The following is a 25,771-nucleotide window of genomic DNA, read 5'->3' on the forward strand; positions in this document are numbered from 1 at the left end:
AAGCATGCCGTCTTAGATTTATTTTTACTATATTTGGTAACCTGCACATTGGGTTCCTTACAGAACAGAATACATACAATTACAATATATAAAAATAAAACTATGAGCCTTTATTTAGCACCTATTATTTTCTTCGGACTTATTATTTTATTTGCTTCATTCTTTGTGGTAAAGCAGGAAACGGCAGTTATTATTGAACGCTTCGGAAAATTTCAGGCGGTAAAGCATTCGGGGTTACATCTTAAGCTTCCTATTATTGATCAGATAGCAAAAAGACTTAACCTGAGGATCCAGCAGCTGGATGTGATTATTGATACGAAAACATTGGATAATGTTTTTATCAGAATGAAGATCTCCGTTCAGTATCAGGTGATCAGAAACCAGGTGGCTGACGCTTACTACCGTCTGGAGAACCCTGAAAACCAGATCACTTCCTTTGTTTTTGATGTAGTGAGGGCAGAGGTTCCGAAGCTGAAACTGGATGATGTGTTTGTACGGAAGGATGATATTGCCGTAGCGGTAAAAAGTGAGCTTCAGGAAGCGATGAACAGTTACGGATATGATATCATTAAGGCTCTGGTGACTGATATTGATCCTGATGAGCAGGTAAAGCATGCCATGAACAGGATAAATGCAGCTGAAAGGGAAAAAACAGCGGCAGAATATGAATCTGAAGCACAAAGAATCCGGATTGTAGCGGTGGCCAAGGCCGAAGCGGAATCTAAAAAGCTGCAGGGCCAGGGAATTGCAGACCAGAGACGGGAGATTGCAAAAGGGCTGGAAGAGTCTGTAAGGATGCTGAACAATGTAAACATCAATTCGCATGAAGCATCCGCACTGATTGTGGTTACCCAGCATTATGATACCTTACATTCTGTAGGAGCCAGCAACAGGAGCAACCTGGTATTGCTTCCTAATTCACCTACCGCGGCAAGCAATATGCTGAATGATCTGGTGGTTGCCATGACCACGGCAAATACGGTAGGAGAGGCAGCCAAGGGAAACTATCCCGCACCCCCGAAAGAACATGAGCATAAAGCCAATCAATAAATAAAAAACTCCGGAACCCGGAGTTTTTATTTTTTTGTTTTAGAAACCTGTTTTAGCAGGATATATTTTACAGAAGATCCGCCTGCCGGCGGCTGGGCAATTTTTTCAGTCTTAACCTTCAGCACATATTCATAGCCGGGCTCGTAGGTAAAGCCTTCAATATTACTGTAAAGATTTACCCAGCTGCCGTTGGAGGTTTCTTTGACCTGGAGACACTTCATCGGGGCTACTCCCGTACAGTCTGCTGTTTCCGGGCCTATGATCAATGTTTTTTCATTCCCGCCGGAAACATTTGCAGGTGCTGTACACCGGATCAATACAGGAATGGAGATGACCACAACGGCCTTTATCAAAAAATATTTGCTGTTTTTCATAATTCTGGTTTTTAAGCTTGGTGACAATTACCGTGCCGCATTTGTTCCGGGATAATGTAGTTATTCTACTCTTGTTTTTTATCTTTTTTATTAATTAATTTGACCCTTTCAAATCAAAATTTAAATAATATAATATGGAGAATCAAACTCAGATTGAGAATTATAAGATTCAGAAGCCTGCGGAATGGACTCAAAGTGCTGATGACGAGCAACTGATAGCGAAGATAAAGGAATCTGATTTCTCAAATAGGCAGACAAGTGAGGGGAGGGACTATTGTTATTTTCTTGATAAAATCTACTATACGAGTAACACGGAGATCAATGAATATGTTTGCATGGCTTACACATTAAATGAGCCGTCAAATCTGGAAAGAGCTTCTGTAATGGATATTATCCTTGAAGAAAATGAGGTTTATCATATCCACAGGATCAGCGTTTTAAGGGAAGGGGTACTGGTAGATAAAATTCCGGATACCAAAATTAAGGTTCTGGACAGCGAGAATGAAAGCAGTGGCGGGATTTTAAGCAGCAATAAAAAAATCAATATCACCATAAAGGATTTAAGGCTTTATGATATCCTTATTTTAGAAGACTCCCGGATCAAGACCTTTACAGACCGTGATTTCCTCAGAAAAGAGTTTTCAAAATATGTATGGGTAAGCCCTGACAGCTACTGGGCCTACGGGAGCTACAGGTTCTCTTTTATTAATGGCAGGGAAGAGCCGGTTGCCTATAAAAAGGTATTTTTCAGGGATGAGCAGGGCAATGTTCTTGAACCGGAAGTTAATTATTTGAAGAAGGGGGAAAAGTTTACCATCGAGGAGGAAAATTATATCAATCCGGTGGATGCCAGCCGGGAAATTTTTCCGTTTATAGATTTTGCAACGGATAGTAACTGGAAGGACCTTTCTAACTATATCGCGCCGATCTATCAGGAAATTTATGATCAGTCTTCCTTACAGGAATTTGCCCCGAACCTGATTGAGAAACTGGATGCGATCACCAGTCCGGATGAGAAACTCCAGTTTGCCATCGAATATGTACAGAACAATATTTATTATATTTACAATGCGGATGAGATGAACGGGCATAAGCCCCAGTATCCTGCCATCACCTATCAGAACAAGCAGGGAGACTGCAAGGCGAAATCTGTTCTGTTAAAAGTTATTTTAGACTATATCGGTGTGGATTCTTCGGTTGTTGTAGTGAATTTCCGGGCAGATTATTACCTTAAGTACTATCTTCCATCACTGCTTTCTTTTAATCATGCGATTGTTAAAATCAACTATAAAGGCGAAACCTATTTTGTGGACGCTACCATGCGTGACGAGTTCGGTCTGATTGAAAACAGAGGATTTATCTATTTCCTGCATTATCTGAAAGTGAAGCCGGATCAGGAATTACAGGAAAGAGAACCCTACAGGTTCCCTTATTACTGTATTGATGAGAAAGTGGAGCTTGACGTGAAGGATACTACAGGAAAGCTAAAGCTTACTACCATATACAGGGGAAACCGGGCCAACAGCTTGAGAAAGTATTTTAAAAATACCAACAGAAGGGAAATAATAGATGCCTGGAACAATTCTTTGTTCTATACCCTGAACTATTCCGGGGACAGGAACGGAACAGATGTCAGAAATATATTCCGGGATGCGGCCATCGATATTGTAAGCGATGACAAGACAAAAAATGAATTTAAGGTTCAGTACCAGTCTACCATAGAAAACCCTTATTTTGCAGATCCGCAAAAGAACCGTTTCCTGATGTACTTTGATAGAAGCATTATAAAATCAAGTGCCAGGGATTATACCCATAAAGATTCGCCTTTCTGGCATAATTTCGACAGTGAAAAGTATGAAATTAGTCTTTACACCGACCATAAGATAGACACTCAAGAGAAATATACAATACAGGAAAGTACGATCAAAAATCCGTACTTTGATTACACCAGCCGGAAAAACATCACTAAAAACGGAGGTACTGTTTACATAGAGTATAACCCATTAGTGAATTTAGAAATCCCTAAAGAAGATTTTGAAGAATTCAGAAATGCACATCACACCATTGCAGACAGCAACTTTGGATTGGGAATTGACATCATTGAGCCGGGATTGGTGAACAGGCTTAAGTTTAGCCTTAAAAAACGGTTTAAATAACCTATATGGTTTTGAGATGTAATGTTTAAGTTTTGGCGGGGTTGCTTGCAACCCCGCCAAAACTGTTCATGATCCCACTATATCAAAATATAATATATCAGGTCCCGCTAAACCTCTGTCTCCCGATCAGCAGCTCAAAAAATAACCGGAAGTCTGAAATCAGGGACCAGAGCGGGTATCTGAAAGTTGCGGGCTTATTCTTTTCAATAAAAGCATGGCTGATCCATGCGAAGCCGTATCCGAAAATGGGAACATACCACAGGAACCTTTCTTTTCCTGAGCTGATCACATATCCGATCACTATGAATACCAACAGGGTGCCGATGAAATGAAAGATTCGTGTTCCTGTTCTGCTGTGCTCGGTAAGATAAAACTGGTAAAATTCTTTGAAGCTTTTTATTCTTTCAGACATAGCGTTATCAGTTTAGATTTTATAAAAACCAAAGCAATAAGTCAGCCAATTATAAAGAAAAATGAAAAGCGGGATCATAAAATAAAACAGTTTTATGATCCCGCTCCGTATGATGTATATTCGCTAAAATGATCAGGAGATAATTTCCTTGCCCAGCTTACTGTTCCGGTAGCCATAGCAGAAATAGATCACCAGGCCTATCGCGAACCATAATCCGAACCAGAACCAGTTTTCATGGCTCATCCCTGTAAGGAGGTATAAACAAGAACTTAAACCGATTAAAGGAATCAGTGACAGGTTTTTTATAAAAGCCACGATACAAAGAACGAGGTTGATCAGAATGAAAAAGAAAATGGAAGCCCTGAATTCACCTTCCTTCGGATCTTTCCAATCCATCAGGTCATGAAAAAAGCCAGGTTGCCAGAAATAGAAAGCGGTCAATCCGCCAATGAAGATAAAAGGGAAAATGATTTTACCGTTAATATATGGGAGATGGAACCTTCCTTTTAACTTTTCTTTTGCTGGAAGAAGCAAAACCCCCGCACATACCAATACAAAAGCGAAAATAGTTCCGATACTTGTAAAGTCCAGGATAAAGGTTTTATCCGTGAATAAGATAGGAACCCCTACTACAATACCGGTGATAATCGTTGCAAAGGAAGGGGTTTTATATTTAGGATGTACCTCCTGGAATTTCTGAGGCATCAGCCCGTCACGGCTCATAGCATACCATATTCTGGGCTGCCCCATCTGGAAAACCAGTAATACGGTAGTGATGGCAACAATGGCCACAAAAGAGACCACAAGCTCCATCCAGGCAACATTGGCATTGCTTTTTTCAAAAATGAACGAAAGCGGATCTCCTATACCATCGAATTTTCTGTAATCAACCATTCCCGTCAGTACTAAGGTCAGGGCTATATAAATTACCGTACAAAGCACCAGGGAAATTATCATTCCTTTTGGCAGGGTTTTCTGAGGGTTTTTTGTTTCTTCGGAGAGTACGCTCAGCGCATCAAAACCTATATACGCAAAGAAAACCCCGGATACGGCGCTCATGACCCCTGCAAAACCATTCGGCATAAAAGAAGAGACATGGGTTTCCGGATTTACGGGAGTCCAGTTATCGGTATTGATATAGGCAAAACCAATAAGTACTACCAGAATAATAACGGCCAGCTTTAAAATAACCAGGGCATTATTGAAATTTTTGCTTTCCTTTACCCCGATATAGCAAAGCCATGTAATCAGACCATTGATAACCAGGGCGGGAATATCTACAATGAATTTCAGACTTCCGATCAGGGGAGCAGTTTGCCAGGCATTGATAAGCTCTTTATTTTCGGAGCTGTTCATGAAAGCCTTTTTTGCCTCGGTATAGCTGCAGGTAAGATAATCCGGAATATGCATTCCCAGGCGTTCCAGGAAGCTTGTAAAATAATCAGACCAGGAAAAGGCAACATAGATGTTTCCGAAGGAATACTCCATGATGAGAGCCCAGCCGATGATCCAGGCTATCAGCTCCCCGAAGCTGGCATAGGCATAGGTGTAGGCAGAGCCTGCCGTAGGGATCCTGCTGGCAAATTCAGCATAGCAGAGTGCCGTAAATCCGCAGGCGAAGCCGCAGATCAAATATAGTAGAATAACGCCGGGTCCTCCTCTGAAAACAGCCTCTCCCAAACTGCTGAAACTTCCCGCCCCGATAATGGCCGCTATACCAAAAAAAACGATGTCCCAAACACCCAGAACCCTTAAAAGATGAGTAGATGTATCGGTGTCCGAATAAATTTTTCTCCTAAAAAGTTGACCCATTCAATTCTATATTTGATTTGAAAAAAAGCAAATGTAATTATTTCTTGGATATAATTTGGTTTTTCTTAAGATTTCTTGTCGAAAAGTTAAGAAGTATTAAAAAATAATCCACATATTAACAATATGTTAAAACACTTGTTTATACAATATCTTTTCAATATTTTCGTTGATAAATTGTGGATAAATTATACCCTTTAGAATTTAAAATAATTAGCCTGTCTATGGCTTACACATTTTAAAATTTGATATTAATGAAATCAAAAAAAATACTTCTAGCAGCAGCGGTGTTCTACTTCGGAATTTCCGACGCTCAACAGTCTCAGTACTTTACCCAAAAAGAAAACTACAGGTTCAATTTAGCCGAAAATCTTTACCAGACCAAAATATATAATGCTTCCCAGTACGAATATGCCAGACAGTATTTCTACAATCAGAATCTGTCAAGATCAAGAAAAGAAGCGGCACAGTTCTTCGATAACGTAATCGGGGTTATCCTCCAGAAAAACCATGCTGAAGAGGGATTAACCGCTTTTATGAAAGAATATCCCAATTCCGCATATTTTGCCCAGGCCAATCTGCCCCTGGCGGATTATTATCTGGCTAAGAAAGACTTTGACAAGGCGTTGGAGACTTTGGAAAAAGTTAATCAATACCAGCTTTCTAAAGAAGAAAATACACAATATATACTGAAGCTGGGCTATGCCAAGTTCATGACCGGCGATTCCAAAGGTGCAGTGGATGCTTTGGAAGAGGCTTATAAAACGGCAGAGCCATCCCAGCAGGGCGATATAGCATATATGCTCGGGCATTTGTACTATGCCAACCGGCAGAATGATAAAGCTTTCCAGTATTTTGATTCGATAAAAGATCAGGAAAAATATTCCAAGCTTGTACGTCCTTATTATGTTCAGATGTACTATAACGATAAGGATTATGATAAGGCAATCTCTGAAGGGAATGCTTTGCTGAATGAAGATATTTCCGATTCCTATAAGGCGGAGGTTCATAAGATCATCGGGGAAAGCTATTTCATGAAAAATGATTATGCTTCAGCCTATCCTCATTTGAAAGATTACCTGAATGTCCAGCAAAACCCGTCAGAAAATGATTTATATGAAATGGGATTTGTGGCAGCCCAGCTTAAAAAGTATGATGAGGCGGTTTCATATTATAACCAGCTGATCAACAGTAATTCCGCTCTGGCACAAAATGCTTATTACCAGCTGGGGAATGCTTATCTGGCAGTAGATAAGAAACAGGAAGCGCTTTCGGCATTCCGTTCCTCATATCAGATGGATTATGATGCGAACGTTAGAAAGCTGGCTCATGAGCAGTACGCAAAATTAAGCTATGACATAGGTAATCCGTTTGAAAGCCCTTCATCGGTAATCCAAAGCTATATCAATGAAAATCAGAACAGCGCGAATGCTTCCGAAATGAGGTCATTGCTGGTGAAATCTTATCTGTATTCAGGTAATTATAAAGAAACATTGAATGCTATAGACAGACTGCAGAATTCTTCTCCGGAAATTGATAAAATAGACCAGGAGGTTTCCTATCTGCTGGGAACAGAAGAATTCAACAAGGGGAACTATGATGAAGCTGAGAAATATTTCCTGAGAAGCCTGGAATTTAATATCAATAAAGAGTTTTACAACAGGGCCTTATACTGGCTGGCCCAGGTGTACTATCAGAAAGGAAATTATCCGTCTGCCATCGTACGTTACGAGAAACTCCTCAACGAAAGCTTTCCTGAAAAGCAGCAATTGCCTTATGACCTGGGATATGCTTACTTTAAGTCTAAAAAATTTGATCAGGCCCAGACTTACTTCAAACAGTATTTGACCAACCCGAAACCCGAATTTAAAAACGATGCGGAGCTTCGTCTGGCAGACATCCATTACGCAAACAATGAACTGAACGATGCCATAGCCATTTATGATAAAAATGAAGATGCAACAGATTATACCTTATATCAGAAAGCAATGGCCCTGGGCTTCAAAGGCGATACCCAGGCCAAAATCAATAATCTGAAAAACCTCTTATCCAAATATCCGGATTCTGAATATTATGATGATGCGCAGTATGAAATAGCTACAGCTTATGCAGCCCAGGACGATTATGCCAGCTCTAATGATTATTTTGGAAAGGTGATCAAGGATTCACCGGATAAAGATCTTGTTGCGAATGCCGCGATATACAGGGCACAGAATTATATTGATCAGAATCAAAACGATAAAGCCCTTTCCGAATTAAAATCTCTGGGCGAGCAATATAAAAATACAGCCTATGCGCAAAAGGTTGTTCAGGCTGCCAAGCCTGTCTTTACAAAGAACGGAGATGTGGCAGGATATCAGGATTTTGCAAGGAATATCGGTGTGAATATAGATGCGGCTGAAATTGATGAGATCAACCTTTCAACCGCTAAACAGTATTTCGCGAAGAAAGATTATAAAAGCGCCATTTCCTACTATGAGAAATATCTGACACAGAATCCTACAGGAGAAGGTCTTTATCAGGCCAAATATGAATTGGGAGAAAGCTACTATCAGACGAATAACACTACAAAAGCTTTACTGGTTCTGCAGGAGGTAGCAGATGTTCAGAATGATTACCAGGATGATGCGCGAACCCGTCTTGCACAGATCTATATCGCACAGGGAAATAATGCTGAAGCTAAAACATATCTGGAAAATATTAAAAATTCTTCCAATGTCAGCATTAAGAATTACGCCAATGTAGAGCTGATGAAGATCTATGCCGGAGAAAAAGATTTCTCCCGTGCTGAAAAGCTGGCGGATGCCGTAATTGCCAACAGTAAAAACTCCGCTGCCGTTATTGAAACGGCTAAAGTGATCAAGGCGAGAAGCCTGATGAACTCAGGAAAAGATAAGGACGCCCAGGCGGCTTATGCTTCCCTTGAAAAGTCCTCAAACACTTCCGTAGCAGCTGAAGCCCTGTACGCAAAAGCTTATTACCAGAATAAAGGGAAAGCTTTCAAATCTTCCAATGAGACCATCTTCAGACTGGCCAACAACTATGCTTCAGAAGAGTATTGGGGAGCAAAGGCCCTGGTGCTGATGGCAAAAAACTATATCGGACTGAAAGATAATTACCAGGCAAGCTATACATGCGACCAGATCATTGAAAACTATAAAGATTTTCCTGATATCGTCGCAGAAGCTAAAGAAGTTAAAAAGCAGATTAAAAAGTAAAAATGTAGGTCGTATTCATGTAAAACATATTGTTGACCTGCGGGAACCATCAATATTTTTTGCATAATACTTAAATACAAAAAATAATGAACAGAAAAATTCAATTATTATCCATATTATTTTTAGGAGTTTCGCAATTTGCGTTTTCCCAGATCAAAGAAGAAAAGCTGATTCTTAACAAGAAGAGGGAGCCGGAGGTGAAGAAGATCGAAAAGAAAAAGACTTCCGTGGAGACCATTAAGAATTATCCGCCTGAAGAAAAATCCCAGAATCCTGTAAAATACACCATTACAGATGTTCCTGCGGTTTCAGATTTTAAAACTTCTACCATTCAGGGGGAAGACGTGGCTCCTAAATTTGATGCAACGGCCCAGAATAATTATTTCCAGTTTGGAATGGGGAATTATGGCAAGATCCTGGCGGATGCCAATATCTCGAAAACACTCGAAAACAAAATAGAGGTCGGAGCGGATGTTCATGTCCTTTCCACTAATGGACTGAAAAAAGAATACGACTGGGATTCTAAACAAAGCACGGCAACAATAGGCGCTTTCCTTAATTCCTATGGTGAGAAGGGGAAATTTAACCTTAATGCTGAATATGGTCTGGACAATTACAATTACTATGGTATTTACGCATTGGAGCCGGCAGCCGATGTTGACCTGAAACAAAAAGTCAATCAGTTTAAGGTCAACGGGTATTATGATTTTTATTCCAATGAAATCCTGAATGATGTAAGAGTGAAGTCCTCATTTTTAAAAGATCATTTTGATGCTCAGGAAAATCAGGCCTCTGTTTTGGCTAATTTATCCAAACATGCCATCGAAATAGGCAATTCAGGCATTAATCTGAATGCGGATCTAGGCGTAGGTCTGGAGACTGTAAAAACCGATTTTGCCATAAGAGATAAAAATTCAGCCAGCTTTTTCAATACGAGCCTGGCTCCGAAATTAACGTTCAGAAAAGGAGAATCTTACCTGATGGTTGGTTCTTCATTCTCTTTCCTGAACGCCAAGAACTCCAACGATCTGATGGCCGGAAAGGTGAAAAACAATAAAACATATTGGTTCCCACAGGCGGAATTCCAGATTGCGGCCGCGGAAGAATTTAAATTTTACGGCGGAGTAGACGGAGGATTGAAAATTAATACCTTCTCGGAACTGTTACAGCAGAATCCATTCATTCTTTCTGATCAATATTTGAGGCCTACTGAAACAAAATACCATTTTTACGTAGGCTTAAGAGGGGATTTTGATGAAACCATCAAATATGATTTTTCTGCCGGCTATGGAAAAATGAAGGATATTATGTTCTTTAAAGGGAATGACCTTTTTGATTATGATTACACGCTTAACCGCTCTGCCTATAATTTTGCCAATACATTCTCCGCTATATACGATGACGGTAATGTAAGTGATATAAAGGGAAGCATCCAGTATTTCCCTTTGGCGAATCTTGTGCTTGACGGAGAATTGAGATTTACAAAATACGATCTGAAGAATTATGAAGATATTTATAATGTACCTTTATTTACGGCAACGATCGGTGCAAAATATACCATGCTTGATAAAAAGCTACTGTTAGGCCTTAAAGGAATCTTTGCAACAGACAGAACCACAAACTCTTACTCTGTTGAAGCTGTTCCGAATCCTTTGGTCCTTAACAGCATGATGTACCAGTCTGCCGAGGACCGGAATGATAAAGTTGGGGGGTATGCGGATATAAATTTGTCAGCAGAGTATAAAATTCACAAAAATTTCAGTATTTTCGCGCTTGGAAATAATCTTCTGAGCTCAAAGTATCAGACGTATAAGGGATATAAAGTTCTTGGTGCACAGATTTTAGGCGGAGTGAAGATCACTTTCTGATAAGAAGATTCAGGCCAGGCATCTCAATTATTGATGCTCATTACCTGAAACCAACGGCTGCATAGTTTAATGGATAGAACTTCGGATTTCGGCTCCGACAGTGAGGGTTCGAGTCCTTCTGCGGCCACTTTAATTAAAAGAGAATTTGTAAATTATTGAATTAAATAATTGCATTTTCTCTTTTTTGTTTTTGTATCTAAGAGTGCAAATTTTAAAAATGTTCTTTTTTATCTGCATGAATCTGATAAATCTGTTTGAATACTAAACAATTGTAAGCTGTATTTTTGGTAATCAATACAGAATATTTCTTGTGGTGGCTTCAATTGTCCAAAGCTAAGCCAATGGAATGAATGGAATGAATGGAATGTGATGTGATTTTGTATAATATTCCAATTGGGAAATTTATGAAACACGTCAAGGCTTGTCATTACAAATATTTAGATTTGTAGTGTTAAAAAAACTAATAAAATGAAAGCACATTTTCAAAAAATATTATTTAATTTACAAAATCAAAAAAAACTATGAGAAAAAAGAATATTTTAAGGCTGTTTTTGCTAATAGCATTTGCAACATCCTTATATTCCTGTGTTCATGACGAACTTTATTCAGCAACTGATCCGCAATCAAAAGAATATAGCTCAAAAAGCCTCTGGAAAGAGGATGAAAAGTATATTAAAAATGTAAAAGCTGTTTTTGATGAATATGCAGATAAAGATTACTTTGTAACAAACTTTGGTAATATTTACTGGGACTATGCTGTGACTATGGGTACAAAAGAAACCTTTCTGGAAGCACCAGTAATAAAAAATGGAGAGGTAGGCTTTGTTCTTGTTGTTTACAAAGATGGTGATAGAGTGTTTTTTAAAAGAAAAGAAGATGAAGAATCTAAAAAATTTTTTAATGCTTTAGTTTTTAATGATAGAAGCAAACTTACGAATGCGAAATTAAATAATACACTAAGCTCTGAAGCTAAAGGAGGCTGTGTAACGATTGAAACAACTTGGACATGGACAAATGAAGTTACAGGAGAGGTAGAGCTTGTAAGAACTATAACTGAAATGTATTGTTTACCTTCTGGACCATATCTGCCTTGTCAGGCTGTAGAGGTTGATGCAACTTGCGGAGGAGGTTCTGGCGGCAGTGGAACGAATCCGGGAGGCTCTGGTGGCGGTGGTGGATCAAGCGGTTATCCTTATCCTCAAGAACCTCAAAATCCATGTGAGAGAACACAGGGAATGCTTTCAAAAGCTGGTGTACAACCAAAGATTGATGAGCTAAAAGCGCAGTCCACTTTAGGTGGCGAAAAAGGTGTGAAATTCAAAATTGATGGCACCCCTTCACCAACAATAAGTGGTGGTGCTCACAGTGTAAATTTTGGAGATAAGACAGGATATGCAGGAGGCTACCACAATCACACTCCAACAGGAATACCTATGTTATCTCCACCAGATATAGACCAATTATTAGGTTTTGCAAGAGCACAGCCCACTTCTGATCCTGCAAATGTAAATAATGCATTTGTTGGAATGGTAGCTCCAAACGGCATGCATTATGTTATTTGGTTTAACGGGACTTATCAGGATGCTTTGACTAATTTTTCACAGGATGATTTGAATAATTATATAACTGATTATAGAGAGTTAGAAAAAAATTTAACTGATTTTGCAAAAAATGGCACAACCTATGTTAATAGTGATGGTTCGATAAATACTCTAGGGGTGGAAACACTTTTCTTTGAAACATTAAAAAATATGGGACTAGAAGGTAAAGTAATTTTACAAAGAATCGAAAGTGATGGTACAGTTAAAACCTTAGGCTTAAACAGTAGTAACCAGCCAGTTTCAACAACTTGTTCATAATAAATCAAATAATAGAATATGAAAACAATAAATATTAAAATAACAATACTTTTTAGCATTTTTATAACTTTTTTATCTTGTAAAGCGCAAACATTGCCATTGAATACAAGTATGAAAGATATACCTCTTAATGCCCATGTGAAAGACACTAATAATGAACTTGCTCCATATATTGGTACTTATAAAGCTAATTTTCAGGGAAAAGAAATTACTTTATATATAACTAAAGAAGAAGATAAACTAACAAAAAGATTACAAAAGAACTTTTATAGAGATGCTTTAGTAATAAAATATATTGTTAAAAACTCAACTGGTACAATTTTACAGGACACACAAAATAATACAACAGATATTGAACTTTATAGTTATTATACTTATCCTAATAAAAATACTATTGTTTTTTATTATAGTGGCACAAATTGCCGTGTAGGCTGGGGAGATATTTACTTAAAGAAAATAAATACCAATCAGATTTCATGGGAATACCGTCCAGATGATATAATTCTTGACAACAGTAAATGCCCTCCAGGAACAGATATTAATATTTACCTTCCTGAAACAAAAGATTTGATTTTTACGAAACAGTAATATCTCAATAACCTTACCTAAACTAATCGGTTTATCATAAATCATTTAACCTTGACCACAAACGGTCAAGGTTATTTTTTATCTTGCTATTCGGATTTGCATCTTCTCAAAGTATAAATGATGGAGTAGGAAATGCTTATTTAGGAATGGTTGCTGCGGAGCATTGTAGCACTTGTCCTGATAACATTAAATATATACATTATGTAATACGTTATATGGGTACAGGAACAGAATTAGCAAATTTTGTATATTCACCTGCGCAAATAGCACAATTTTTAAAACAATATAGAAAACTTGAAAAGAATTTAACTGACCCAGTGTTAATGGAAATACATACAGTAACAGTTCAGGTGATTTGAATGAAAAAGGATTAGAAACTCTTTTTTTGACACACTAAAAAATATGGGACTTGACAATAAAGTGGCCCTTCAACGCGTAGAGCCTAACGGAACAGTATATAATGTAACACAAGATAGTTCGGGCTCAATTACTGCAACACCATGTCCATAAAATTAACCTATAAAAAAATAAAAATAATATATTTAAGAACTTTATTGATATGTTTAATAATTAACACGTTATTATGTTCAGCACAAACTCTCCCTCTAAATACTTCGTTAAAAGACATTCCAAACAATGCTCATCTAAAAGATACAAATAATGAGTTGGCACAATATGTTGGAACTTACAAAGCTAATTTTAATGGAAAAGAAATTCGCTATTTATAACTAAGCAGGAAGACAAACTAGAAAGGATAAATGATACTTTAGCCATAAACGATAATTTTAATTAACTTAAATTTAAAGTAATTAAAACCTCCACAAATAAAGCATTCATAAAGGTTTTTAAGATTTAAGAAGTTGTAGCAGATTAATTGAATGTAGTCCTTCTGCGGCCACTTTAATTAAAATAATTTAGGACTGGAAACGCTTTTCTTTGAAACATTAAAAAATATGGGACTAGAAGGTAAAGTAATTTTACAAAGAATCGAAAGTGATGGAACAGTTAAAACCTTAGACTTAAACAGTAGTAACCAGCCAAATTTCAACAACTTGTTCATAAATAATAAAATATGAAAACAATAAATATCAAAACAACAATACTTTTTTGTCTATTTATAAGCTTTTTATCTTGTAAAGCACAAGAATATCCATTAAACTCTTCTTATATGAAGTTATCTGATAATTCATATTTAAAAGACTTAAATAATGAGCTCCCACCCTATGTTGGTACTTATAAAGCAAATTTTGAAGGTAATGAAATTACTTTATTTATTAGTCTGCAAAATCATAAATTTTTTGATTTAAAAGTGAAAAAGTATTATCAGGATGTTTTATCAATAAAATATATTGTAAAAAATTCTTCTGGAGTAGTTCTTCAAGATACACAGAATATGAATTTTCCAGCAAATCAACTTCGTTTTACAATATATAGCACTAAAACTAGACCTTCACAAAATACAGTAATTTTTTATTATGGTGGTACTAATTGTGGAGTTGGATGGGGTGATATTTATTTAAAAAAAATAAATTCTACACAGCTTTCATGGGAATACAAACCCAATGATATTATTCTTGACAACAGTAAATGCCCCCCAGGAACAGATATTAATATATATCTTCCTGAAACAAAAGATTTGATTTTTACGAAACAGTAATATCTCAATAACTTAACTAAACTAATCGGTTTATCTTTTACTGTACTTCTAAGGATAAATAATACTTTAGCCATAAACGATAATTTTAATTAACTTAAATTTAAAGTAATTAAAACCTCCACAAATAAAGCATTCATAGAGGTTTTTAAGATTTAAGGAGTTGTAGCAGATTAATTTAATGTAGTCCTTCTGGGGCCACTTTAATTAAAAGAGAATTTGTAAATTATTGAATTAAATAATTGCATTTTCTCTTTTTTGTTTTTGTATCTAAGAGTGCAAATTTTAAAAATGTTCTTTTTTATCTGCATGAATCTGATAAATCTGTTTGAACACTAAACAATTGTAAGCTGTATTTTTGGTAATCAATACAGAATATTCCTTGTGGTGGCTTCAATTGTCCAAAGCTAATGGAATGTGATGTGATTTTGTATAATATTCCAATTGGGAAATTTATGAAACACGTCAAGTCTTGTCACTACAAATATTTAGATTGTAGTGTTAAAAACTAATAAAATGAAAGCACATTTTCAAAAAGTATTATAAGTATCAACAACGTGAATCAGAATTAACGGATGAAGTCATAAGTGGTATGATGTACATGAATAATGATGGTTCAATAAATAATTTAGGGGTGGAAACACTTTTCTTTGAAACATTAAAAAATATGGGACTAGAAGGTAAAGTAATTTTACAAAGAATCGAAAGTGATGGTACAGTTAAAACCTTAGGCTTAAACAGTAGTAACCAGCCAGTTTCAACAACTTGTTCATAATAAATCAAATAATAGAATATGAAAACAATAAATATTAAAATAACAATACTTTTTAGCATTTTTATAAGTTTGTTATCTTGTAAAGCTCAACAGATATTTCCACTTCGTACTGCTGTGGATAATGTACCTAATCTATCATATTTAAAGGATACAAATAATGAACTGCAAGCTTTTATTGGGCAATACTCATCATCTTACAATGGAAAACAAATTACATTGTATATTACTAAAGAAAATGATAAATATTTCGATTTAGGAGACAAAAAAATATATCGAGATGTCTTATCTATAAGATACATTGTTAAAAATTCTACAGGAAATATTTTACAAGATACCCAGAATATGAATTTCCAAATAAATCAATATACTCATACAATTTATAGTCAATGGGTTGTAGATAGTGGAACTAAGGTAATATTCAATTATAGGGGAACAAATTGCAACGTTGGATGGGGGAAAATAATTCTAAAAAAAATAAACTCCACACAGCTTTCATGGGAATATAAACCTAATGATATTATTCTTGACAACAGTAAATGCCCTCCAGGAACAGATATTAATATTTACCTTCCTGAAACAAAAGATTTGATTTTTACGAAACAGTAATATCTCAATAACTTAACTAAACTGATCGATTTATCATAAATCATTTAGCCTTGACCACAAATGGTCAAGGTTATTTTTATCTTGCAATTATAGAGATCAGAAAATGCTTGTTGACTAAATGGTTAACCCTTTCCATAAACTGCATAATATTTGATCTTATTGAATAGGAATAAATTTTGCTTCATATCTCATATCAGATACTTTAAAAATGCCTGAAATTTTATTAAAACGAGTTTATAATGCTTCCGCTCCGGAAGATGGATACAGGGTTTTAGTTGACCGCCTGTGGCCCAGGGGGCTGGCCAGGGAAGATGCGGATATCGATGAATGGAATAAAGATCTGGCTCCTTCAAATGAGCTTAGAAAGTGGTTCCACCACGACCCTGAATTATGGGATGACTTTTCTGAAAAATACAGGAAAGAGCTTCATGATAACAACTTAGGTAAGGAATTTCTTAAGCGCCATGAAGATCAGGATACCATTACATTGGTTTATGCTGCAAAAGATGAGAAGCATTGCCATGCCATCATCCTGAAAGAGTATCTGGAAAGTTGCATGTAAAGGAAAGCACCAGGATTTATTAAATTTTATTAATCAGAGTAAATTTTTCTGTCACCATTAGGCTGGAATTATCATAAAACCTATATTTGCAGCCTAAATTTTTAAATAAAATGAAAGAATTAATTGAAAAAATCAACTCGGAATTTGAAGCGTTCATTACTGAAGCAAACCAACAGGCAGAAAAAGGAAACAAAGCAGCCGGAACAAGAGCCCGTAAATCAGCTCTGGAACTAAGCAAATTGTTTAAAGAATTCAGAAAAGTTTCTGTTGAGGAATCTAAAAAATAAAAAAGTCCCTGTCTTTTGGCAGGGATCTTTATTTTAGGACCTTATATTTTCCTGATGCTAAGAACTGATGCGGTTTAGCAAGCCAAACGGTATTTCTGTCCGGATCCCGGAAATTATAGGATCATGCTCAGCTGTATCCTTTTCCTTGTTTCGTCAATTTCAGTCACTTTTACGTTCACGTGCTGGTGTAATTTCACTACCTCATTTACATCAGAGACATAGCCGTCCTTTAGCCTGGAAATATGAACCAGCCCGCTTTCTTTGATCCCTATATCCACAAAACATCCGAAAGCGGTAATATTATTGACAATTCCAGGTAATATCATTCCGGGGCTGAGGTCTTTGATGGTTTTTACATTCGGGTCAAACTCGAATATCTTGGCAGCCTTTCGCGGGTCTAATCCCGGCTTTTCAAGTTCCTTTAAAATATCCTGTATCCCTAAAATACCGATTTCTCCGGTAATATATTGCTCGGGCCGAATCAAAGCGATTTTTTCTTTATTGGCGATCAGTTCATGGGTTTTAATTCCCAGGTCCCGGGCCATTTTTTCTACAATACCGTAAGCTTCGGGGTGTACGGCAGAATTGTCCAAAGGATTTTTACTGTTTGTAATTCTGACAAAGGCCGCAGCCTGTTGAAAAGCCTTTTCACCCAGTCTTGGAACCTTTTTCAGCTGTTTCCTGTCTTCAAAAGCGCCGTGTTCCATACGGTAATTGACAATATTTTCAGCCATTTTTTCCCCGATCCCTGAAACATAGCTTAAAAGTGATTTGCTGGCCGTATTCAGGTTGATGCCGACAGAGTTTACACATTTCATCACAGTGGAATCAAGCTCATTCTTTAGCCGGGTTTGGTCTACATCATGCTGATACTGCCCCACGCCGATGGATTTCGGATCGATCTTAACAAGCTCTGCTAAAGGGTCGGCCAATCTCCTTCCTATGGAGACAGCTCCCCGGACGGTCACATCGTAGTTGGGAAACTCATCCCTTGCAATTTTACTTGCAGAATATACGGAAGCTCCGGCTTCTGAAACTACAAATACCTGTACCGGTTTGTCAAATGCGATCTTTTTTATGAAAAACTCAGTTTCCCGGCTCGCAGTTCCGTTTCCGATGGATATCGCCTCAATATTGTAGGCATTCACCATGGAGCGGATCTTTTTCATCGCCATTCCGGTCTCATGCTGCGGAGCGTGAGGATAGAGGGTTTCATTATGCAGCAAATCCCCCTTTTCATCCAGGCATACTACTTTACATCCGCTTCGGTATCCCGGATCTATGGCTAAGATCCTTTTTTCACCTAAAGGAGGAGCCAGAAGCAGTTGGCTTAAATTCTCAGAGAATATCTCAATGGCTTTTTTATCCGCCTTCTCTTTGGCTTCCTGTAACGTTTCATTTGAAATGGCGGGTTCCAGAAGTCTTTTATAGCTGTCTTTTACAGCCAGAGTGATCTGCTCAGAGCTTTCATTATCGGATTTTATAATTACCCTTTCAATACAATCAACGGCTTCATCCTTGTCAATTCCTACATTCGTTTTTACAAATCCTTCCGCTTCCGCTCTCAGCATGGCAAGGAGTCTGTGGGATGGTGCTTTATTTAAACTCTCTTGCCAGTCGAAATATTGAGAGAACTTCTGTGCCTCTTCCTCATCCTTTTTGGCCTTCACCACCTTTGATGAAATGACCGCCTTACGTTGGAACAGCCGGCGAAGGCTCCTGCGGACGTACATATTTTCATTGATCCATTCTGCGATAATATCCCTGGCACCCTGCAGGGCCTCTTCTTCCGTGGTTACATGCTCATTCAGGTATTTTGAAGCCAGAAACCGGATATCATTATCTCTCTGGCTCATGATGATTTTGGCCAGAGGTTCCAGTCCTTTTTCCTTAGCCGCATCCGCTTTGGTTTTTTTCCGCTTTTTGAAGGGAAGATACAGGTCTTCCAGTTCTTGCATATCAAAGCTTTCCCCGATCCTTTGTCGGAGTTCAGGAGTCAGGGCATTCTGTTCTCCGATAGATTTTAAAATGGTTTCCTTTCTCCTGACGATCTCATCAAATTGCTTACTGATCCTGGCGATCTGTTCGATCTGTGTTTCGTCCAGGTTCCCGGTCTTATCTTTCCGGTAACGGGCAATAAAGGGGATGGTGCAGTCTTCGGACAGTAGGAGTAAAGTATTTTCTATGCTACGGGATGTGAGGGGCAGGTGCTTTTGTATAAATTCTAAAGAAGTCATTTAAGGTTTTTGAAGGTGCTAAAATAACATTTTTAAAATGAAAAAAGGCGAGTTCCCCCGCCTTAAATGTTTTCACAACGGAATAATCCTTATTGTGAATTGCTTTCATTGTCAAAGATAGAAATTATTTTTTTATCTGTTTTACGGTTTTCCGTATTTCGATGTAGATCTATCTTTTTAAATTTAACAAAAATAAAAGCCGGAATAGCCAATATTCCGGCAAGCAATTCACAAAACTCTCCAAATATAAATAAATTCTTTATTTAATAATTAAGAGTTAATTGTGTCGAAATTATATAATACAACTTGGGGTTGTAAAAAGCTTGGATTGGAGCCCAAGAAAAATTTCTTCGTCAAGAAAAATTATAATTTCAATGCAAATGTAATAAAAAATAAATATATTTGGAGAGTGAAACTGATAAAAAATTAATTCATGAGAATATTAGGCTTAGATCTTGGCGTTTCCTCAATCGGCTGGGCTTTAGTTCAGGAAGATTCTAAAAATCCTGAAAATAATGAGATTATAAAATTGGGCGTTCGTGTGAACCCATTAACTGTTGACGAACAAATTAATTTTGAAAAAGGAAAACCAATTACAACCAATGCTGGTAGAACTTTGGCAAGAAGTGCACGAAGAAATCTGCAAAGATTCAAGTTACGAAGAGCGAATCTTATTGATGTTTTAAAAAAAGGAAATATTTTGAAGGAAGGGGATCTGCTTACAGAAATCGGGAAAAATTCTACGTTTCAAACCCAGGAATTAAGAGCTAAAGCGGCAAAGGAGAAAATTGAGTTGGTTGATTTTGCACGAGTTTTACTTTTAATCAATAAAAAAAGAGGATACAAAAGCAGCAGAAAAGCAAAAAACGCTGAAGAGGGACAAATAATCGATGGGATGTCTGTTGCTAAAAAATTATATGAAGAAAACCTGACGCCGGGAGAATATTCTTATCAGCTTTTAACAGAAGGTAAAAAGCAATTACCGGACTTCTATCGTTCTGATTTGCAAACCGAATTTGATAAAGTATGGAATTTTCAAAAGCAGTTTAACCCTGAAATTTTTACAGAAAATCTCTACAAGGAGTTGCAAGGAAAAAATAAAAATGCAACCTGGGCAATTTTAAAAGAACCGTTTTCCCTCATAGGAATCAAACAGACCGGCACTGTACAGGAAAAGAAAATTGAAAAATATCTTTGGAGAAGTGATGCGGTGAAAAAACAGCTGGATTTTGAAAGTCTGGCAATTGTATTTCAGGAAATTAACAGCAATCTCAATAATTCCAGTGGTTATCTTGGAGCAATCAGTGATAGAAGCAAAGAACTTTATTTCAATAATCAAACGGTTGGTGAATATCTTTATGCCCAGCTTCAGAAAAATCCACATACCAGGTTAAAAAATCAGGTTTTTTACAGACAGGACTATTTAGATGAATTTGAGAAAATATGGGATAATCAGGCAAAATATCATAAAGAATTAACGAATGAACTTAAAGCAGAAATCCGGGATATCGTTATTTTCTATCAGAGAAAATTGAAATCTCAAAAGGGGTTAATCGGTATTTGTGAGTTTGAGAATAAGGAAATTGAAGTTACTCAAAGTGGAAATGTCAAAAAGAAAATCGTTGGGTTGAAAGTAGCTCCAAAATCATCCCCGTTATTTCAGGAGTTTAAAATTTGGCAAAGATTAAATGATTTAGAATTTAAAAATGTGGAAACCCAGGAGATATTTCCTTTAGACTTAGAACACAAAGAAATTATTTTTACTGATTTAAATATAAAAGGAAATCTTTCTTCTAAAGAAGTTATTGAGTTGCTTGGGTACTCTTCCAAGGACTGGAAATGTAACTTTAAGGAAATTGATGGGAATAAAACCAACGAAAATCTTTATAATGCTTATTTGAAAATTCTGGCCAATGAAAATGTGGCGTTCCCAAAAGAATTTAAGCTCAGTACAGACAATGAAATAAAAGTATCCAAAATCTCAGTTTCTGCCGTAAAAATAAAAGAATTTGTCAAAGAAAAATTTGACGGGCTGGGAATTAAAACTTCTGTCTTGGATTTCAATCCTGAGCTTGAAGGAAAGGACTTTGAAAAGCAAGAATCTTATCAGCTCTGGCATTTATTGTATTCTTATGAAGGGGATGATTCTCCGTCCGGAAACGAAAAATTGTATGAACTGTTAGAAAAGAAATTTGGCTTCAAAAAAGAGCATTCCAGAATTTTGGCTGACATTGGATTTTCTCAGGATTACGGAAGCCTGAGTACTAAAGCAATGCGAAAAATAATTCCTCATTTAAAAGCAGGATTACCTTTTGCAAGAAAATCAATGGATGATAATTTACTCTCTGCAACAGCAATGGCAGGATACAATCATTCTAAAAATTCATTGACTAAAGAGGAATTGGCAAACAGAATTTTGAAGGAACAATTAGAAAATCTTCCTAAAAATGCCCTTAGAAATCCGGTTGTTGAGAAGGTTTTGAATCAAATGATCAATATTGTAAATGAAGTCATAAAAGAATATGGAAAACCGGATGAAATCAGAATAGAACTGGCTCGTGAACTTAAAAAAAATGCTGAAGAAAGGGCAAGTATGACGGCTGAAATCAACAAAGCAACTGTGCTTCATCAGAAATATGCAGAAATTTTGCAAAAGGAATTTGGAATAAAAATGCCATCAAGAAATGATATTATCCGATATAAATTATATCTGGAATTAGAGAAAAATCTATTTAAAGATTTGTATACAGACACTCAAATTAAAAAGGAAGAGCTCTTTACAGATAAATATGATATTGATCACATCATTCCACAATCCCGTTTTTTTGATGATAGTTTTTCCAATAAAGTTCTTGTTCCAAGAGGTGCCAATCTAAAAAAGGGAAACTTTACTTCATTTGACTACTTGGAAATTGAAGGAAAAGAAAAATTAGAAAAATTTCTTAATGTTATCAAAGAATTATTTGATAAAGGTGCCATTTCTAAAGCAAAGTATGTGAAACTTCAAAAGAGAGGTATCGAAATAGGAGATGGTTTTATTGAGAGAGATTTGAGGGACACCCAATATATTGCTAAAAAAGCCAAAGAAATTTTGTTCGGTATTACCAATACTGTGGTTTCTACGTCTGGTAGGATTACAGAGAAGCTACGTGAAGATTGGAATCTGGTAAACATAATGAAAGAGCTTAATCTTGAAAAGTACAGAACAATAGGTTTGACCGAATTGATTACGAATTCTAAAGGAGAAGAAAAAGAAAGAATAATTGAATGGACCAAAAGAAATGATCATCGTCATCATGCAATGGATGCTCTTGCAGTGGCTTTTACCACACATAACCACATTCAGTATCTTAATTACTTGAATGCCCGGAGAGATGAAAAACACAAAGAGCACCACAATATTTTTGCCATTGAAAATTTGATTACAGAAGTCAAAGAAAAGAAAAATGGTTCAAAGGAAAGAAAGTTCAAAGTACCAGTAAAGAATTTCAGAGCCGAAGCCAAAAAACATTTGGAAGAAATTTTGATTTCACATAAAGTAAAAAATAAAGTTGTTACTAAAAATATCAATAAAACAAAGAAAAAGAGTGGGGTAGTATCTAAGGTTGTTTTGACACCAAGAGGACAGCTTCATAAAGAAACCATATACGGAAGCGCAAAGTTTCTTAAAACTAAAGAAGAAAAAATATCCGGAAAGTTCGATTGGGAAACCATTAATAAAGTTCAGAATCACAAATATAGAAAGGCTTTATTCGAGCGTTTGCAAGAATTTGAAGGAGATTCTAAAAAAGCCTTTACGGGGAAAAACACTTTGGCTAAAAATCCAATATATCTGAATGAAGATAAAACTGAACAAATACCGGAAAGTGTAATCTTAGCTTGGTATGAAACAGGTTACACAATAAGAAAAGCCGTGAATTCAGATAATTTTAAAGACTATAAAAATTTAGATAAAATCATTGATAAAGGAGTAAAAGAAATCTTAAAAAAACGTTTGGATGCATTTAATGGTAATGTTAAAGAAGCATTTTCAGATTTAGAGAAAAATCCGATTTGGCTGAATGAATCTAAAGGAATTGCAATAAAAACAGTAACGATAACAGGAATAAATAATGCTGAGGCATTGCATTATAAAAAAGATCATTTTGGAAAAGAAATTCTTGATGAAGACGGAAATAGAATGCCTGTGGATTTTGTGAGTACTGGTAATAATCATCACGTTGCTATTTATGAAGATACAAATGAGAACTTACAAGAAAGGGTAGTGAGCTTTTATGAGGCGGTAGAAAGAGCGAATCAAGGACTCTCAATTATTGATAAAGAATATAATTCGGATTTAGGATGGAAGTTTCTTTTCACGATGAAGCAGAATGAAATGTTTTTATTTCCCTCAAAAGATTTTAATCCAAAAGAAATCGATTTGTTTGATGCTAATAATTTAAGCTTGATTTCTAAGAATTTGTTTAGAGTACAGAAAATTGCCACAAAAGATTATTTCTTTAGACATCATTTGGAAACCAGTGTAGAAGATAATCCTAAATTAAAAGGAATCACTTGGAAAAGAGAGGGTTTAAATGGTATTAGAAATATTTTGAAAATAAGACTCAATAATCTTGGGAAAATTGTTCAAGTGGGAGAATAGTGTTTAAATAATAAAATGATTATCAATGATCACCCGGTCCATTTATATCGGCAATCCTGCCTATCTTAAGCTCAGGGATGAGCAAATGAAGATCTTTTGTCCCGAAACCAAAGTAGAGAAAGGGAGCATCCCGGTTGAGGATCTGGGGTTGCTGATGTTAGATCATTTTCAGATCACAGTTTCCCATCAGCTGATACAAAAGATGATGGGTAATAATGTGGTAGTGATCAGCTGTGATGCACAGCATCTGCCTCATGGGATAATGCTGCCTCTTTATGGGCATACGGAACATTCTGACCGGGTGAAGGACCAGCTGGAAGCCAGTGAACCTTTAAAAAAGCAGCTGTGGAAACAAACCGTAGAATGCAAGATTGAAAACCAGAAAAATGTTTTGATGAGGTTGGGTAACTATTTTGAGCCGATGCTTGAATACCAGAGAAATGTGAAAAGCGGAGATATCACCAATATGGAAGGCATAGCGGCTCAACATTACTGGAAATACCTTATCAGCCTTGATTTTCTGAGAGAAAGGTATGGAGATTCCCCTAATCAGTTTTTCAATTTCGGATATTCCGTTCTGCGGAGTATTGTTGCCAGGGCTATTGTAGAAACCGGTCTGCTTCCGGTTCTGGGGATCTTCCACAAGAATAAGTACAACCCTTACTGTCTTGCTGATGATCTGATGGAGCCTTACCGTCCGTTTATTGATTTACTGGTTATGAACTGGCTCGCAAGGAACCCAAACTCTGATGAGCTGACAAAAGAATTTAAAGCGCATATATTACAGGTCGCTACAAAAGATGTGAAAATTGATGGTAAAACCAGGCCATTACTGGTAGCTGTAAAAATAACAGCTGCTTCGCTGTATAAATGCTATACGGGAGAAAAACGTCTGATTGTTTATCCTGAACTGATATGAATGCCGAAAGGTTCAATGCATACCGGATTATGTGGGTTTTAGTATTATACGATTTGCCAACGGAGACCAAAGCCAATATGAAAGATGCAAACCGTTTCCGCAAAGCATTGATCGATGATGGATTTACCCTTTTTCAGTTTTCCATGTATGTGCGGCATTGCCCAAGCCGTGAAAATGCCGAAGTCCATATAAAAAGAGTGAAATTTATGCTTCCTAAAGCAGGAAAGGTTGCCATTATGTGTATTACGGATAAACAGTTTGGGGATATTGAAATCTTTTTTGCCAGGAATAAAGAAGAACCGCCACCCGCTTTCCAACAGCTGGAATTATTCTGATTTTTCAATCCTGATCAAATAGTAAATCCGTTGAATTTCAACGGATTAAATTTTGAGGTTGTGACTGGTCACTAAGATAGTAAATTTTGAAAGCAATTCACAACTTACAAGTACATGAGCATTCACGGGCATTTGTTGTGACTGGTCACTAAGATAGTAAATTTTGAAAGCAATTCACAACACGATAAATAGAGTAATAATCCCAAAAATTGTTGTGACTGGTCACTAAGATAGTAAATTTTGAAAGCAATTCACAACTCCAGGTGGTGGAGCTTCCCGGGCCCTATTGTTGTGACTGGTCACTAAGATAGTAAATTTTGAAAGCAATTCACAACTACCTGAGCTATTGTAATGCTCTTCTTTTCGTTGTGACTGGTCACTAAGATAGTAAATTTTGAAAGCAATTCACAACTACCTGAG

18 protein-coding genes, 1 tRNA gene and 1 CRISPR repeat array are annotated in these 25,771 nt (G+C 36.6%); of the genes, 15 read left to right on the forward strand and 4 right to left on the reverse strand.

Annotated features, from left to right (window positions below; all coding sequences use genetic code 11):
• Positions 1 to 102 precede the first annotated feature (102 nt).
• Entirely contained in the window at positions 103 to 1,050 is a 948-nt protein-coding gene (locus ABMQ40_RS06885; RefSeq protein WP_370897889.1) for an SPFH domain-containing protein, read from the forward strand.
• 26 nt (positions 1,051 to 1,076) lie between these two features.
• Here ABMQ40_RS06885 and ABMQ40_RS06890 read toward each other — a convergent pair whose 3' ends face one another.
• Complete coding sequence (locus ABMQ40_RS06890) at positions 1,077 to 1,424, reverse strand: DUF4377 domain-containing protein (protein ID WP_370897891.1); 348 nt, start codon at positions 1,422 to 1,424, stop codon at positions 1,077 to 1,079.
• Positions 1,425 to 1,558: 134 nt separating this feature from the next.
• On the opposite strand from ABMQ40_RS06890, the gene ABMQ40_RS06895 reads away from it, so the two are divergent.
• Positions 1,559 to 3,580, forward strand: coding sequence for a DUF3857 domain-containing protein (locus tag ABMQ40_RS06895; protein ID WP_370897893.1), 2,022 nt, complete (start codon positions 1,559 to 1,561; stop codon positions 3,578 to 3,580).
• Between the two features lie 97 nt (positions 3,581 to 3,677).
• On the opposite strand, the gene ABMQ40_RS06900 is transcribed toward ABMQ40_RS06895, so the two are convergent.
• Both ABMQ40_RS06900 and ABMQ40_RS06905 read right to left on the reverse strand, forming a co-directional pair.
• Entirely contained in the window at positions 3,678 to 3,992 is a 315-nt protein-coding gene (locus ABMQ40_RS06900) for an Mpo1-like protein (protein WP_370897895.1), read from the reverse strand.
• Positions 3,993 to 4,124: 132 nt separating this feature from the next.
• Positions 4,125 to 5,804, reverse strand: coding sequence for an APC family permease (locus tag ABMQ40_RS06905; RefSeq protein WP_370897897.1), 1,680 nt, complete (start codon positions 5,802 to 5,804; stop codon positions 4,125 to 4,127).
• A gap of 251 nt (positions 5,805 to 6,055) precedes the next feature.
• Between ABMQ40_RS06905 and ABMQ40_RS06910 the strand changes: the two genes are divergently transcribed.
• The 10 genes from ABMQ40_RS06910 to ABMQ40_RS06955 all read left to right on the forward strand — a co-directional run bounded on the left by ABMQ40_RS06910 (position 6,056) and on the right by ABMQ40_RS06955 (position 17,218).
• Entirely contained in the window at positions 6,056 to 9,019 is a 2,964-nt protein-coding gene (locus ABMQ40_RS06910; RefSeq protein ID WP_370897899.1) for a tetratricopeptide repeat protein, read from the forward strand.
• 86 nt (positions 9,020 to 9,105) lie between these two features.
• Positions 9,106 to 10,887 (forward strand): TonB-dependent receptor, encoded by a 1,782-nt coding sequence (locus tag ABMQ40_RS06915; protein WP_370897901.1) that lies wholly within the window; start codon positions 9,106 to 9,108, stop codon positions 10,885 to 10,887.
• 55 nt (positions 10,888 to 10,942) lie between these two features.
• A tRNA-Arg gene (locus ABMQ40_RS06920) sits at positions 10,943 to 11,014 on the forward strand.
• 394 nt (positions 11,015 to 11,408) lie between these two features.
• Entirely contained in the window at positions 11,409 to 12,746 is a 1,338-nt protein-coding gene (locus ABMQ40_RS06925) for a hypothetical protein (RefSeq protein WP_370897903.1), read from the forward strand.
• Between the two features lie 18 nt (positions 12,747 to 12,764).
• Positions 12,765 to 13,334 (forward strand): DUF6705 family protein, encoded by a 570-nt coding sequence (locus ABMQ40_RS06930; protein ID WP_370897905.1) that lies wholly within the window; start codon positions 12,765 to 12,767, stop codon positions 13,332 to 13,334.
• 83 nt (positions 13,335 to 13,417) lie between these two features.
• Positions 13,418 to 13,693: a hypothetical protein gene (locus ABMQ40_RS06935; protein WP_370897907.1), complete on the forward strand. Its 276-nt coding sequence runs from the start codon at positions 13,418 to 13,420 to the stop codon at positions 13,691 to 13,693.
• 713 nt (positions 13,694 to 14,406) lie between these two features.
• The gene (locus ABMQ40_RS06940; RefSeq protein ID WP_370897909.1) at positions 14,407 to 14,991 is read left to right on the forward strand and encodes a DUF6705 family protein; all 585 of its coding nucleotides are present in this window, start codon (positions 14,407 to 14,409) and stop codon (positions 14,989 to 14,991) included.
• A gap of 790 nt (positions 14,992 to 15,781) precedes the next feature.
• Positions 15,782 to 16,369: a hypothetical protein gene (locus ABMQ40_RS06945; protein WP_370897911.1), complete on the forward strand. Its 588-nt coding sequence runs from the start codon at positions 15,782 to 15,784 to the stop codon at positions 16,367 to 16,369.
• 208 nt (positions 16,370 to 16,577) lie between these two features.
• Entirely contained in the window at positions 16,578 to 16,931 is a 354-nt protein-coding gene (locus tag ABMQ40_RS06950) for a DUF488 domain-containing protein (protein ID WP_370897913.1), read from the forward strand.
• Between the two features lie 110 nt (positions 16,932 to 17,041).
• Positions 17,042 to 17,218 (forward strand): BF3379 family histone-like protein, encoded by a 177-nt coding sequence (locus ABMQ40_RS06955; RefSeq protein WP_370897915.1) that lies wholly within the window; start codon positions 17,042 to 17,044, stop codon positions 17,216 to 17,218.
• Between the two features lie 113 nt (positions 17,219 to 17,331).
• Here ABMQ40_RS06955 and ABMQ40_RS06960 read toward each other — a convergent pair whose 3' ends face one another.
• Entirely contained in the window at positions 17,332 to 19,455 is a 2,124-nt protein-coding gene (locus tag ABMQ40_RS06960) for a Tex family protein (RefSeq protein WP_370897917.1), read from the reverse strand.
• A gap of 433 nt (positions 19,456 to 19,888) precedes the next feature.
• On the opposite strand from ABMQ40_RS06960, the gene cas9 reads away from it, so the two are divergent.
• From cas9 to cas2, 3 genes are read left to right on the forward strand one after another with little or no spacing between them, the layout of a single operon-like run.
• Positions 19,889 to 24,097: a type II CRISPR RNA-guided endonuclease Cas9 gene (cas9, locus tag ABMQ40_RS06965; protein WP_370897919.1), complete on the forward strand. Its 4,209-nt coding sequence runs from the start codon at positions 19,889 to 19,891 to the stop codon at positions 24,095 to 24,097.
• A 25-nt stretch (positions 24,098 to 24,122) separates the two neighbouring features.
• Entirely contained in the window at positions 24,123 to 25,016 is an 894-nt protein-coding gene (gene cas1, locus ABMQ40_RS06970; RefSeq protein WP_370897921.1) for a type II CRISPR-associated endonuclease Cas1, read from the forward strand.
• Positions 25,013 to 25,351: a CRISPR-associated endonuclease Cas2 gene (gene cas2 / locus ABMQ40_RS06975; RefSeq protein WP_295231988.1), complete on the forward strand. Its 339-nt coding sequence runs from the start codon at positions 25,013 to 25,015 to the stop codon at positions 25,349 to 25,351. The genes cas1 and cas2 overlap by 4 nt, the downstream gene beginning before the upstream one ends.
• A 57-nt stretch (positions 25,352 to 25,408) precedes the next feature.
• A CRISPR array of direct repeats spans positions 25,409 to 25,763; the repeat unit is 47 nt; unit sequence GTTGTGACTGGTCACTAAGATAGTAAATTTTGAAAGCAATTCACAAC.
• Positions 25,764 to 25,771 lie beyond the last annotated feature (8 nt).

The organism is Chryseobacterium gossypii (assembly GCF_041361455.1).
In the GTDB taxonomy this organism is placed as follows: Bacteria; Bacteroidota; Bacteroidia; order Flavobacteriales; family Weeksellaceae; genus Chryseobacterium; species Chryseobacterium gossypii.